12 protein-coding genes are annotated in these 14,310 nt (G+C 41.8%); 5 read left to right on the top strand and 7 right to left on the bottom strand.

Annotation, left to right across the window (positions count from 1 at the left end):
• Window positions 1–698: 698 nt before the first annotated feature.
• From AC13CC_RS07055 to AC13CC_RS07045, 3 genes are read left to right on the top strand one after another with little or no spacing between them, the layout of a single operon-like run.
• On the top strand, window positions 699–1,781 hold the full coding sequence (locus AC13CC_RS07055) for a site-specific integrase (protein WP_326279469.1): 1,083 nt from the start codon (window positions 699–701) through the stop codon (window positions 1,779–1,781).
• Window positions 1,726–2,043, top strand: coding sequence for a tyrosine-type recombinase/integrase (locus AC13CC_RS07050; RefSeq protein WP_326279478.1), 318 nt, complete (start codon window positions 1,726–1,728; stop codon window positions 2,041–2,043). The genes AC13CC_RS07055 and AC13CC_RS07050 overlap by 56 nt, the downstream gene beginning before the upstream one ends.
• Complete coding sequence (locus AC13CC_RS07045; RefSeq protein WP_326279467.1) at window positions 1,940–2,203, top strand: hypothetical protein; 264 nt, start codon at window positions 1,940–1,942, stop codon at window positions 2,201–2,203. The genes AC13CC_RS07050 and AC13CC_RS07045 overlap by 104 nt, the downstream gene beginning before the upstream one ends.
• 86 nt (window positions 2,204–2,289) lie before the next feature.
• Here the strand turns inward: AC13CC_RS07045 and AC13CC_RS07040 are convergent, their stop codons facing one another.
• The 7 genes from AC13CC_RS07040 to AC13CC_RS07010 form a co-directional block, all read right to left on the bottom strand.
• Complete coding sequence (locus AC13CC_RS07040; RefSeq protein WP_482876270.1) at window positions 2,290–3,615, bottom strand: Fic family protein; 1,326 nt, start codon at window positions 3,613–3,615, stop codon at window positions 2,290–2,292.
• A 398-nt stretch (window positions 3,616–4,013) separates the two neighbouring features.
• On the bottom strand, window positions 4,014–4,469 hold the full coding sequence (locus AC13CC_RS07035; protein ID WP_326279466.1) for a DUF6730 family protein: 456 nt from the start codon (window positions 4,467–4,469) through the stop codon (window positions 4,014–4,016).
• Between the two features lie 10 nt (window positions 4,470–4,479).
• Window positions 4,480–5,340, bottom strand: coding sequence for a relaxase/mobilization nuclease domain-containing protein (locus AC13CC_RS07030; RefSeq protein ID WP_326279465.1), 861 nt, complete (start codon window positions 5,338–5,340; stop codon window positions 4,480–4,482).
• A 5-nt stretch (window positions 5,341–5,345) separates the two neighbouring features.
• Window positions 5,346–5,642, bottom strand: a complete 297-nt coding sequence (gene mbpA, locus AC13CC_RS07025; RefSeq protein WP_326279463.1) for a mobilization protein MbpA — start codon at window positions 5,640–5,642, stop codon at window positions 5,346–5,348.
• Window positions 5,643–5,687: 45 nt separating this feature from the next.
• The gene (locus AC13CC_RS07020; protein ID WP_326279461.1) at window positions 5,688–6,599 is read right to left on the bottom strand and encodes a toprim domain-containing protein; all 912 of its coding nucleotides are present in this window, start codon (window positions 6,597–6,599) and stop codon (window positions 5,688–5,690) included.
• A gap of 209 nt (window positions 6,600–6,808) precedes the next feature.
• On the bottom strand, window positions 6,809–8,017 hold the full coding sequence (locus AC13CC_RS07015) for a virulence-associated E family protein (RefSeq protein ID WP_326279459.1): 1,209 nt from the start codon (window positions 8,015–8,017) through the stop codon (window positions 6,809–6,811).
• A complete protein-coding gene (locus tag AC13CC_RS07010; RefSeq protein WP_326279458.1) occupies window positions 8,004–8,300 on the bottom strand; it encodes a helix-turn-helix domain-containing protein in 297 nt (98 codons plus the stop codon). The genes AC13CC_RS07015 and AC13CC_RS07010 overlap by 14 nt, the downstream gene beginning before the upstream one ends.
• Window positions 8,301–9,036: 736 nt before the next feature.
• Between AC13CC_RS07010 and AC13CC_RS07005 the strand changes: the two genes are divergently transcribed.
• Both AC13CC_RS07005 and AC13CC_RS07000 read left to right on the top strand, forming a co-directional pair.
• Entirely contained in the window at window positions 9,037–10,764 is a 1,728-nt protein-coding gene (locus tag AC13CC_RS07005) for a sulfatase family protein (RefSeq protein WP_326279456.1), read from the top strand.
• 72 nt (window positions 10,765–10,836) lie between these two features.
• The gene (locus AC13CC_RS07000; protein ID WP_326279455.1) at window positions 10,837–14,241 is read left to right on the top strand and encodes a DUF7133 domain-containing protein; all 3,405 of its coding nucleotides are present in this window, start codon (window positions 10,837–10,839) and stop codon (window positions 14,239–14,241) included.
• Window positions 14,242–14,310 lie beyond the last annotated feature (69 nt).

Raw genomic sequence — 14,310 nt, 5'->3', positions numbered from 1 at the left:
AATAATCAAAAACAAATTTGACCTGAGTTTGCGTGCAAATTGCGTGCAAATAAAAAAAGCTCCAAAAGTTAAAAACTCTTGAAGCCTTACTGTTACTGTGGAGAATACCGGATTCGAACCGGTGACCTCTTGCCTGCCAGGAAAGTTAGGTTACTAAAATGGAAATGTCATAAAATGACCTATTGAAATATTTTCATTCCATGGTTAATAGGTGGTCTACATAAAATTGCGATTTCGTTACATAGCATGTTCAATTTAAAATATTGTCTTTTTGAGGCTCTTTAACTTATTTTAAATCTCAATGGCCCTATTTGGTAATCTAAAATTGTAAAATTGTTAAAGTATTGTTAAAAAGGTGCCCCTTTCGGTGTCAGTATAACTTCCTTACCCTTCACAACCCTTAAAAACAGTGGTTTTTTCAAATTAAAGAAGACCCTCTTCCTCCGCTGAGAGACATCATCTCTAAACAAAAAACCCTGTAAATCAATAATTTACAGGGTTTTTATTTTTTTTTGATATCAAATGATATCATTTAATATCATCCTAATAGGTGCCCAATTCGGTGTCACCTGAAATCTCACCAAAAAGGGACACCTAACATCAATTAAAATATTGTTAATCAATGTATTACAGGGATTATTTTTTAATATTTTTTTGCTAATTTCAAGGCAAATAATGTTAAAATAGGTGTCCCTTTTATGTTATCTCTCTTATTCTACATCAAAAAACACAAAACCGACAAAGTAGGTCGGGCAATGATCTATATCAGAATCACAGTAAATGGAAAGCGTTCGGAATTCAGCACAGGTCGCAAAATTTATCCCAACACTTGGGATGCTACCAATGGAAAGGTGTTGGGGTTCTCGCAAGAAGTTCGCCAACTGAATTCGCAATTAATGAAAATACGTACCGACCTATTTCGGCATGCGGATAAATTGAAAGACAAGGGCCGACCATTGACCGCTGTTTCAATTAAAAATTCTTACCTAGGTGTGGATAAGCCCTCAAAAATGTTATTGGAAATCTTTCAAGAGCACAATGACAGGGTTGAAAAATTAGTTGGAAAAGATTTTGCTCCTGGTACAGCAGAACGTTACAAAACCGCAAAAAGCCATTTGGCCGAATACTTACAGAACGAGCTTCGAAAGAAAGATATTCCTGTAGTAGATGTGGATCATTCCTTTATTTCCGGTTTCGAATATTATCTAAAGACAAAAAGAAAGTGCAGCCATAACACTGCAATCAAGTATGTGGTGAACTTTAAAAAGATAATACGGATCGCTTATGCGAATGGTTGGATCAAAACAGACCCCTTTGCCAATTGGAAAGCCCGATTAAAAACTGTAGAACGAGAATTCCTGACTGATGAAGAGCTTCAACGACTAATGGATCATCCTTTTACAAATGAACGGTTGGAGCATGTAAGGGATTGTTTTGTTTTCTGTTGCTTTACCGGATTGGCCTATGCGGATGTAAAAAAACTGACCCATGATGATTTTGTGATAGGAATTGACGGAGATCTTTGGATAAATACCAAACGTACCAAGACAAAAACCAAAAGTAACATTCCCGTTCTTCCAACAGCATTGATGATTCTTGAAAAATACGAGCATAGCCCCTTACTTGTAGATAAAAAGGTGCTACCCGTATTGACCAATCAAAAAATGAATGCCTATTTAAAGGAAATAGCTGACCTCAGTGGTATTAAAAAACATTTGACCACCCATTGCCAGACATACTTTTGCGACCACCGTTACACTTTCCAATGGCGTCTCCATTGAGTCTGTAAGCAAGATGCTGGGGCACAAATCACTCCGAACCACGCAACATTATGCAAAAATATTGAACCGAAAGGTCAGTGAAGATATGCAATTGTTAAAAAAAGAAATTGAGCTTTCAAGAAAGGATCAAGTCAAAAAACTCTTAAACCTTTTGCCCCTTGATATTGGCCCTTGTAGAAACATATCAGGAAGAAGAGAATCCAGAAATTTCGTTAGAGCACCGAAAATTGCTCGATCAGCGTTTGGCCGACCACATAGCTGATCCAGGAGCCGGAAAAGATAGGAAAATCCTAAAATCTGGGCTACACAAGAAATATGGCCTTAACAAAGGGGTTTCCGGAAAACCCCTGATGCATTATGTAAATTTCCTTATTTCACAGGGGTTAACAAGGTATGAAGTACAAATGGGAAACAAAAATTAGTGCGGTTTTTTAAGCCGGTAATATCTTGTTCATTTTTTGACTGATAGGTCATATTCAAATAGAAATTAATAAAATCACCATTAAAGTCACTTAATCTGTTTTCCCTTTTCCGTTAACCTATATCGTTGCTTACTGCTTTTCGGTTTGTCCGGGATTGTCATTTCAATCAATTTTGCATCAAGTGCCGGCTGTAAATAATTATATAAAAATGTTGGACGATGCCTCATGTCTAACTTTGTCATTAATTCTGCCGTTGTAGTTTCATCCCTACCCATTACAGAAAGTAATTTTGAAACTTGTTCGGTAACTTGTTCGGTAACTTGTTCGGTGATTTTTTCAGAAGAAGGAAAAGTCATTCTGGTAAAGTTATCCATAAACCGGAAACATTCCTTTCCGTAACTCTTTAAAATCCGTGGAACGCCAGAGCCCAGTTGCTCTACCAAATCCAAATCCCTGTATATACGCATTAGCTCCTTATTCCTCGGCATAGAAACGCCTTCAAAAAAATCTTCTTTGCTAAGTCCGTCCGGTAAGGAACCGGCAGATGTTATTTCAATCCTGTCGTCAAATATTTCAAACTTAGGTGGTACTTCTCGGGTGTAGTCGTTATGTACTATGGCATTATATATGGCTTCACGCAAGGCTACAGGATTCCATAACTTTCTCTCAATACGTTCTTTTGATGTAATGGTCGCAAAAGTTGTATTTTCTACTGCAATTTTATCCAGTACACTTTTTGTGGCCTTAATGAGCGAGCAATATCCATATTCATTATTTTCAAGAAGGTCTACCCGATCTAGGCCTTTATATTTAGCAACTTTAATAGATACATTGTTCACATCTGCTAAAAGGTAGGCTGCATAGTTAAGGAAACCGTCTTCGGTAAGTAGTTCTAGATTCTTTTTAAACTGTTTGTTAAGAGGTTTACCATTCTCCTGATAATAGATATGTAGCTGCTCAAAACTTAAATCCTGACGATGCGATTTTATTTTCCCTATTGAATTACGGGTACGGCTGGCGAAAAGTTTATCAATCATAGCTTGCGGCATGGGTTCGGCCGCTGTGCCTACACGAATAAAACAGCCTTTTTCGGTCATGCCGTATTTCTTTTTGAAATAGGGCTTTTCACTTCCACCGGCAACAATAATCTTGATAATGTCTTTACCGTCACGTTCTTCAGCCACTACATCAAATAAACCCATGGCCGAAGGAGCAATATTGTTTTTGATACGGTCTTTGATTTTAAGCATATCACTGTCAATATCATCTACACCAAGTACTTTCCCTTGCTTATCAATGCCTAAGTAAATTAACCCACCTTCCAAATAATTGAGGAAAGCAATCACTTCCTTTTCCAAATCCAGGTCTCTGGTTAATTTTTCTTTGTATTCTATTCTGTTTGTTTCAGATATTATCAGTGATTTGATGTAAAAATAATCTTTTATATACACCTACTAGGGTATATGTTTTAATCAATAGAATTCCCCAAGGCTCTGCCCCGGGTGTAGTAAAGGAAATGTTTGAAAAACGGATGGTTTTTTAAAAAATGATAACATATTGTTCCGTTGAATACCTCGTGGGCTTGCTCCGAGGATTATTTATTACCAAACAACAGACATCCCCCTGAGGTATTCACAAAATTGGATTTCAATTCTAAGTCTGATTATAGTAGTTATTATGGGGGGCTAAGGTTTATGGCGAGACCACTTGTCCCCAAATCCCTTACCCCAACTTCAGCGCTCGGATCCTGGCCTATTTTTGCAGCGTTTGGGAAGATAAGCGTATAGCAAAAATAGAATAGGGCGCTGTCCTACTTTTTGCCTTTTCCCTCCAGCCATTTTTGGTAGAGTTCCTTTGCCTCTGGGCTATCTTCAAAGAATGTCCCGTAGTGTTCAATGGCATCATCCTGACCTTTTATATATGCAGCCTCTTCTTTCTTGGATATCCTTGACACCTGATGAATTGAAAATCCAAGGACCAACAGGACCGTGACCAACAATCCCCAGAACAGTTTTATGGCCCAACTGGGCAATAGAATGGACCGCTCCACCTTGTAAAGGATTTTCCGCATCAATCTTTGCTGTTCCTCAATGTTGGTTTTTTGGTTGTTGCCGTACTCCTTTAGAAGAGCATTTAATTCGCTGGTATCTGGCCGTAATGGAAGATTTTGCAAATCTTCATGTACTTTTTCCAATCGGCCAATGCTCTTCTCAAATCCGTTGATCTCCTCGGTCAACAGTTCCGCTATTTCATCCAGTTTTGCCATGTTGTTCTATTTAGATTCCTATTCCCGTGTCCCTGACCACCTTGATGGCCAGTTTAATGGTTTTCTTGATAATGGTCTTGGTCAGACTTGTCGGGACATTCACTGTCTTGCCCAAAAGTTGCATGCTCTTGTCCTTGGCTATCCGTTGTGCCATGTTCCTTTCAAAGTTCATTTGCCTGGCGATCCTGCCCATGGACATGGAACGGTGCACCTCGCTTCCCTTTAGGTTGGTTCCCTTGTACTCAAAACGGAAGCCCTGCAGTTGGTTCTGCCTGTTGATGCTGGGGATGACCTTCACATTGTTCTGTTCCATGGATTTGATGTACTGGTCAAAATCCCTTGGCCGTTCCCTGGCCATGACCTTTTCATGGATTTTTTGTATTTCAGAGCGGACATGTTGCATCCGGTACAGCTTTTCCTGCTGTACCTCCCTTACCGTGGTCAGGTCCATCTGTTTGGCCACCAGTTCCGCCACTTGCTGGCTCCGCTTTCCGATGAAACTGTCATTATAGGCATTGCCCTGAAAGTTTATCCGGTTGGCATACAGATGGACGTGCACATGTTCCTTGTCCCTATGGACAAAGGCAACGGCCTGATGCTGCTTGAGGTTCATTTCCTTAAGGAACCGCTCGGTCATTTCCTTGAGCTGTTCCCTTTCGAGTTTCCTGCCGTCCTCGATGGTGGGACTGAGCACAAAGCTGAGCGTGTTCTTCCGGCACATTTCGTTCTGTTCTTGGATGACCTTGAACTCCTCGGTGATCTCCCGTGGGGTCTCCCCGGCCAGATATTGGCTGTGGACGATCTCCGATCCTTTCTCCTGGTTCATCCCGTAGCTCATGGAAGCTGCTGTGTGCGATATGGACTTTCCCATGCCTATCATTTCCTGAAGTTTAAAAGGTGTTGTCGTATCTCTTTGGCCAGTTGTGCCGTTTCTTCTGCCAACTTTGGGTTCCGCTTTCGGAACATGTTGGTGATCAGTTTAAAGTTGCGTTGGTATTTGACCAATAGCTTATAGGCCTCTATCTGTTCGTCCGTCATCCGCTCAACGATTCGGTCCTCGAAGGCCGCTCTTCGGCAGTACTCACTAATGGAAAGACCACTCTTTCGGGCCTTGACCCTCAGCAGTTTCTTCTCGTAGACCGAGCACCGGAACTGGACGAACTCTTTCTTCATTTTCACATCATCTTTTGCGACCTACGGGAGCAAAAGCAAGATTTGTCATGACAATGACACATCTTCAATTCGTTGCCAAACTTCATCCTTCGCGCTTTTTACCAACCAATCGTTCATATCCTTGAAATCCACATAGAGAGAGGACATATCCCTGCTGTTCGGGCACTTTTCCAATAGAAGTTCTGTCATCCCAAGTCCCGTTTTGTCCCTATCAAGAAACAGCTCAACATTTTCATATTCCCCTATTTCTTTTATCATCCGTTTTACGAAGGCCGTGGTGTTCAATACCAAAAGGTCATGGCTGTTTACGATATACGGCATCAGCTCCATTAGGGTAAGCATATCGAACATGCCTTCGGTAATGGTCAAGTTTTTGGAATCGTTCTTGATCAATGAAACATCCTTTGGCGATGTGGACCCTTTCCAATATCTGTTCCGCAGTTCCCAGCCCCCCGACCTGTTTCGGAGCCCGATGGCAAAATATTTCCGCCCTCCTATCTTATAGTGGACCTCCTTGCAAAGTTTTCTTGCTGTGTTGGTCGAGATCTTTCTGGAGCTCAGATAGGTTCGAAGGGCCCGGTGTTCGATTTCCCTATCCTCGATGATTTCAATCGGATTGGCCCTATGTTCCTTCTTGGTTGGATTCGGCTGCCGGCGAAAAGAAAAAAATTCTGTAGGACCCGACAATCGTTCCAATGCCTCCTTTACCGAACAGTTCTCCATTTTCATGACCAGGTCTATGGTGCTGCCCCCCTCAAAGGTTCCGAAGTCTATCCAATAGTTCTCTTTCAACGATACCTTGAAAGAGGCTTGGGTCTCGGTACGGAACGGGCTGAGGAACCAAGCTTCTTTTTCCGTTTTCCGGACTGGAAAGTGCCCCAACTTGGCCAGCGTGGAAACGATGTCAATGTTGCGGGCTTTTTCGCAGTCCATGGTATTTCTATTTTTTTCTCTCATTGTCTCAAGTTTTGTTATTTCTCCTACCTTCTTACCTAACCCAATGATGACAGGGGTTTTCAAGCTAGGTCAGATGTTTTTTCAACTTACCTATCTTACCCTTTAAGGTAGGTTAGGTAACCTTTAGGTAAGATGGAAGTTATATATCCTACCTAAAGTTTTGCCCCATGACCATTGGCTTTATCCTGCTTTAGGTAACTAGGTAGGTATTATTCTTCTTTCTTTGCAAATTCCATTTCCCATGGGCTTCCCCCAAAGAGTGGTCGGGACAAATAGCCGTACACCTGTCGTTTGGGATGCTTAACCTTTTGAAAACCAAACCCGGCCAGTGCCCGACCGATATTGATGTGGTTCAACCTTAGGTTGAGACATGCAATCTCTACCATGATATCCGATGCCGTCCTAAAGTCTTTCATATCATTGGACTTTTCATAGTACTTGGCAACCACTTCCTGTTCCGAGGTCAATTTCGTATACTTCCTGTTCCTTTCCTCGTTCTCCTGTATGTCCTCAATGGAAAGTTCGGAGTCAAAGCTGGGGTCCGAGTAGGCCAAATGATACGCTTGTGACCAGACCTTGTTGACATCGACCTCTTTTGAATACAAAAAATCTATTTTCCCCTTGAGCTCAAAACAGAGCCAACGGACCGATCCTGTCTCATCGTTCAAAAAGGATGACATATTGGTGGATCCCACAAAGGAACATATCCGTGACAGGGTGGTGTTTTTTCTATCATACGGTAGGCGTTCATTTATAAAGGTCTTGGAAAAAAATGACTTTAGCGCATTCACATCCTTTTTGGACAGCACGGCCAGTTCGTCCAGATTGTATAAAAAATTCCGGCACAACTGAATCCTTGCATCCTTGTCATTGCTGATATCCTCGGCCATGTATTCACTGAGCTCGGGTGGGCATAGAAATCGGCACCATGTGGACTTGCCCGAGTTTTGTCCCTGATGGGAAAGCACGAAAGCCTGCTTGTTGAAATAATTGGGTTCCAGGGCACATCTAATGGCACGGACCAGCCATTTTTTGAAATGATAGTTGAAGGACTTTTTCTCATAAGTAGGCACATAGGATGCCAGCTTTAGGATATGGTCCTCTCCATCCCATATCGGGAGATTGTTGAAATACTCCTTGATGGGATTGTATTTGGGAATCCACTCCGATCGTATCAGTATCTCCAGTTTTCCGGTCGGGATATCCACACCAGCTTTAGCAAGCTCTATAATAAGGGAGTTAAGGTTCAGATATTGCCACTCCCTGGAGCCTTTAAGGGCTATCTGGAAATCATGGGAAATCTCATTGTACATGATATCATACTTGGTTCCCAAATATTCCATGGTGTAATCATATACCGTTTTCTTCTTTGAATCCTTGACAAAGTACAAGTTATTATCATCCTTAGCCGAAACCATTACCTTCGATTTTAGAATGAGGGCCGTTATGCTTCTCATTGATTTCATCTTGGGACACCCGACTATTTTGAAGAAGCCAATCATTGAGCTTCTTCCTTTCAAAGAATATCATTTTTCCATTAGGCTTGGAATGCGGAATATTTCCCCTAGCGGTCAGCTTGTACAAATAACTTCTGGAAATCCCGGTATAGTCACAGGTCTCCTCAAAGGTTAGCACTTCTTTGTTGGCTATCATGAGCCGTTCCAAACGATCTAATCGTTCTAGTATCAATAAATTGTTCATTTGCTTCTTTTTAAGATTAAAAAATGAACAAAAGCACTTTTGTTTTCTATTGCAGAATTCTTGGAATAAAAGTAGAAACAAAAGGGAGAAGGTATTAACCAATACTAGAATTAGTTATTCACATAAATTTGACAAACAGATAGTTAATTAATTTTATTCAAATACTGTCAAATTTAATTTGACAAATTTTATATGTTTTCAAATGGCTCCATTTGAGGTTAATGGATTTTTTGGGAATATTGTAAGGATTCGAGTTATTAACAATCAAAAATTAGTTGCAGCAAAATTAAGAATCAGGATTTAGTCTAATTTTGGTTTCTGTACATACTGTAGAAGGATTTTAATATCGTAGTTAAATAGATGGTCTATTTAAAATTTTGATTGAGTTACCTGGCATTGCTCAATTTGAAATTTTGTCCTTTTGAAGCTCATTAATTTATTTTAACTCTTATTGTACCCATTTGGTATCTTAAAAGTGCATAATCGTTAAATTATTGTTAAAAAGGTGTCCCTTTCGGTGTCAGTACAAATTCCCCACCCTTTACAACCCCTGAAAACAGTGGTTTTTTCAAATTAAAGAAGACCCTCTTCACCCCCAAAAGAAAAGATTGTCGGGTTATTGTCTCAACCCCCCATTCCCTAAACCCACCTCTCCAATTTTAAAACATCAACAACAAAAATCCGCGGAATTGACTATCTTTTGTCCCAAATAAATGATTTGCTTAAACAAACTAATATGGCATTCAAAATAAACCAACCAAAAACCTTAACAAAGAGTATCTTAACACTCACAAATCTTGTTTTTTGCCTAACCTTACTCATCGGGTGCAAATCCGAGGTCAAAGACGAAAAACCCAAAAAACCCAACATAGTATTCATTATGTCGGATGACCATGCGTATCAGGCCATTTCTGCGTATGACAACAGTTTGATAGAAACTCCCAATATTGATAGAATTGCCGAAATGGGCATGTTGTTCACCAATGCCGGTGTTACCAACTCTATTTGTGCCCCATCCAGAGCAACAATTCTAACGGGAAAACACTCTCATGTGAACGGCAAAGTGGATAATGTTTCTCCTTTCGACACCACCAACGTTACCTTTCCACAACTGTTACAGAAAGCAGGGTATCAAACGGCCATGTTCGGAAAGTTACACTTTGGCAACAACCCCAAAGGGTTTGACCAGTTTAAAATATTACCAGGACAAGGTGCTTACTACAACCCTGATTTTATTACCAAAAATGAAGGGGAAATAAATGTTAAAGGTTATGTAACCGACATAGTTACGGACATGACCCTCGATTGGCTGGACAACGAACGCCAAGCCGATAAACCCTTTATGCTGATGTACCTCCATAAAGCCCCGCACCGCTCTTGGTTTATGGCGGAAAGACACATGCAAGAGTACACTCAAAAAACCTTTAAAGAACCCGCAACCTTGTTTGATGACCATGAAGAGATGCCAGCCGCCAAGGTAGCCCAAATGAAAATTGATGGCAATATGGGCTGGGCCAACGATAGCAAACTATACCCCGAAGTTATGGATCAATTAGGTTTGGAAGAAGTAATTGGTTTTGACAAACTCAGGTTCGAAAATGCTTTAGGAAGAATGGATTCCTCCCAAAGAGCCAATTTTGATGCAGCCTACGAAAAAGTAGCCAAAGAATTTGTAGAAGAATACCCTAGCATGTCGGATGAAGACCTTGCCAAATGGCGTTACCAACGCTATATGCAAGATTACCTTGGCACCATAAAATCAGTTGATGAGAATGTTGGCCGTGTTTTGGATTATCTAGAAGCCAATGATATGATGGAAAATACCATTATTGTGTACACCTCGGACCAAGGATTTTATTTAGGGGAGCATGGTTGGTTCGATAAAAGATTTGTTTACGACGAAAGTTTAAAAACACCCCTATTGGTCTCATGGCCAGATAGGATTAAACCAGGGAGTGTATCTGATGAACTTGTTCAAAACTTGGATTTTGCACAAACATTTCTCGATGTAGCAGGAGCCCCTCAGCCCAGCGATATGCAGGGGAAAAGTTTAGTTCCCGTACTAACCGGCGATTTGGACAATTGGGAAAGAGACGCTGTATATTATCATTATTACGAGCATCCTTCGGAACATAATGTAAACAGACATTATGCAGTCATTACAAAAGATTACAAATTGATACACTACTATTTTGACCTTGATTATTGGGAGTTGATCGACAGAAAAAAAGACCCTCTGGAACAACATAATTATTACGGTGACCCAGCCTATGCCGAAATTCAAAAGGACTTGCACCAAAAGCTTGATGACTTGCGAGAACAATACGGTGATTCCACAGCATTGAGCCAACAATACATCGATAAATTTATGCCGCTTGCAAAAGAAGGCAAAGTATATGGGGTTGAAGATGATATTTTGGAACCCATTATTGAGAAATGGGAAAGTTCAAAGGAGAAAAACTAATGCCAATACAAAGCGTTGGAGAATTTATTTTCATACCTTTTCAACCTTAACTGAATCAAACCTTAAAAAATCATGCACATAAAACCGTTAGGAACAATCTTCCTTCTTGGATTGCTCTTTGTCGTTTCCTGTCAAAAAAAATCATCAAAACCAACCGAAACCCCTATTACCATTGAGTTGGATTCATCTTACCTAAATCAAAAAGTTGCCGAATCCAAAAATATGGGGTCTGTACAATTGGCCGAAGGCCTTCAACTTAACCTATGGGCTCCCGATACCCTTGCCCCCGACCCTATCGCTATGGATATCGATGCTCAAGGTCGTATCTTTTTTACCCGTACCAACCGTCAAAAAAACTCAGAATTTGATATTCGTGGTTATAGGCACTGGATGACCGCTTCCAACAGTTTTGAAACCGTAACCGACCGAAAGGCATTTTTGCACGAAACCTTTGCTCCCGAAAAAAGTGAAGAAAATTCATGGCTGGCCGACCTCAACAACGATGGCAGTCACGATTGGAGGGACTTAGCTATAGAAGAGGAAGAAGTATGGCGCTTGGAAGATACCAACAACGATGGGCTTGCCGAGAAAGCAACCCGGGTAGTACACGATTTCCACACCGAAGTAACCGATGTAGCCAACGCTTTGGCCGTAGATGGTGAAAACTTGTTCGTAGGGGTCGCCCCAGATATGTGGCGTATGGAAGATACCAACGGCGACGAAGTATTTGACACCAAAACCTCCCTAGCTACTGGGTTTGGCGTTCATATTGGATTTGGAGGGCACGGAATGTCAGGTGCCGTTATGGGACCCGATGGCAAACTCTATTGGGGCATCGGTGACATTGGAGCCAACATTACCGACAAAGAGGGGAATCGGTATCCCTATTCCAATCAAGGCGTTATTGTACGCAGCAATCCCGATGGATCGGATTTTGAGGTTTTTGCCCATGGTCTTCGTAACACCCATGAGTTTGTTTTTGACAAGTATGGCAATATTATTTCTTCTGATAATGATGGAGATCACCAAGGTGAAAGTGAGCGTTTGGTTCATATTGTTGAAGGTTCCGATGCGGGATGGCGTTCCAACTGGCAATATGGAAAATATACCGACCCAAAAAACAACGACTATAAGGTTTGGATGGACGAAAAATTATACCTCCCCAGATGGGATGGGCAAGCTGCCCATATCATCCCTCCTATCATGAATTACCACAACGGCCCTACGGGAATGTTATTTAACCCTGGGACTGCTTTGGGTTCGGACTGGGTGGATAAATTCTTTTTGGTCGAATTTGTGGGCGACCCATCGCTATCGCATATTTGGTCTTTTGACCTTAAACCAAAAGGAGCCTCCTTCGAGCTCGATTCCGAAGTGGACATGTTGAGCGGCATTTTGCCTACCGCCATAAAATTCGGTCCCGATGGAGCCCTTTACCTTGCCGATTGGATCAACGGTTGGAACACTAAAAATTCAGGTCGGGTTTGGAAACTGGACGTAACCGATTCAGAAAACGATTTGGCCGATGAACGTGCCGAAACCCAAAAATGGATGACCACGGACTTTGAAGGTTTGGATAATGATGAACTGGTTGAATTATTGCGCTATCCTGATATGCGTATTCGTCAAAAAGCACAATTTGAATTGGCCAAAAGCACTTTTTGGGGCCATCGTAAATTAAAACAGGTAGTGCAAGAAGACGATAATCAATTAGCCAGAATCCATGCAATCTGGGGAATAGGTCAACAAGCTGGAAAAGATACCGATAAAGCTGACCTTTTAGTGGAACTTTTAAATGATGAAGATCCAGAAATCGTAGCACAAAGTTTAAAGGTTTTAGGAGATGTTCGTCATTCCGAAGGAAGCGATAAAATGATAGCGCTACTCGATTCAGAAAACCCTCGGGTACAATTTTTTGCCGCCCAGGCATTGGGGCGAATCAAAACTGAAAATGCCGTGCAACCCCTATTGGACATGTTGGCAGAAAATGCCGATGAAGATGTCTATCTGCGTCATGCTGGTGTTTTGGCTCTATCCAGAATCGGAAAATACCAACCTTTGGTCGAGATGGCCAATAGCAATAACCGTTCCTTGAAAATCGCTTCGGTTTTGGCTCTTCGCCAAATGAAACGCCCAGAAGTAGCTATATTCCTGAAGGATAGTGATGAATTTATTGTTACCGAAGCAGCTCGTGCCATCAATGATGACAAGGGTATTGAAAAAGCGCTTGCAGATTTGGCCGCACTGTTGGAAAATCCAAAATACAGTTCCGAACCGCTTATGCGCCGTGTCATCAACGCCGCGCTTCGAGTGGGTGGCGAAAAGCAACTGGATAATTTGATCGATTATGCCAAAAACGAAAATGCCCCTTCGGAATTACGCGGTGAGGCCTTGGCCGCACTGAGCACATGGTCTTCTCCATCGGTAATGGACCGTGTGGACGGGTATCATTTGGGAGCAAAAGAAAGACCTTTGGAGCCCATTCAAAATAAAGTAACGGGAAGTATGTCAGATTTTTTGTCTGATGAAAGCCCAGAGGTATTGGTAGGGGCACTAAAACTATTGTCCGCCTTGCATTTAAAAGGGCATGAAGACCGGTTGGTTCAGCTCCTACGCACCCATGCTTCGCCTGAAGCTAGGGCTGAAGCGTTAACCGCATTGGGCAATACAGCTTATGAACAGTTGGCACGAGCAATGCGCATGGGCATGAGTGATGAAAACGCACAAGTAAGACGAACCGCCGTGACTTTGATAGGTGAACTTTCGTTGACAAAAGAAGAATTACCAAGCATTGTAAACCCCATATTCAGCAAAGGTGGTGTTGGTGAGCAACAAGCACTTTTGGAAGTCTTGGCAGAGATGCCCGTGGAAAAAAGCGAAGTAGTGCTTTCCGACTTGTTGAATCAGGCTGCTCGTGGTGGTATTGATGAAGCCGTTATGCTCGATTTGATAGAAGCTGCCTCCGACAACAACTCCGAGATGCTTAAAAACGAACTTGCCTCATTAAAAAGTCAAGGCTATGGTACCGATGCCTACGTAGAAACCTTATATGGTGGCAATTGGTGGGCCGGTCGAAATGTTTTTATAAGTAACCCAACGGCCCAATGTGTTCGCTGTCATGCAGTGAAAGGCTCAGGCGGCCAAGTAGGCCCTCCCATGGACGATATTGGCAACAGATTGACCCGTGAGCAAATCCTGGAATCTTTGATCGAGCCTTCCAAGCGAATTGCTCCAGGTTACGGAAGCGTAGTATTGGCCTTGACCAACGGACAAGAGGTTACAGGACTATTGGTAGAAGAGAACGAGGAGGGATTGATTCTCCGCACTTCTGATGCCGAACCTTTAGAAGTGGCCCACTCTCGAATTCAAAAGAGAAGAAATTTGCCGTCGGGCATGCCTGCCATGGGCAAGATGATCAGCAAACGTGAACTACGCGATTTAATAGAATATTTAAGCAATTTGAAAGCAGAGGAATAGTATATACCGGAAAAATAATGAAGAGGTCTATTATGTCGATTTTCGTCATAATAGACCTCTTTTGTTTAG

The sequence above is a fragment of the Flagellimonas sp. L-11 genome (assembly GCF_056857735.1).
Note: the sequence above shows the minus strand (reverse complement) of the source record. Positions and strands in the feature narration are given on the sequence as shown.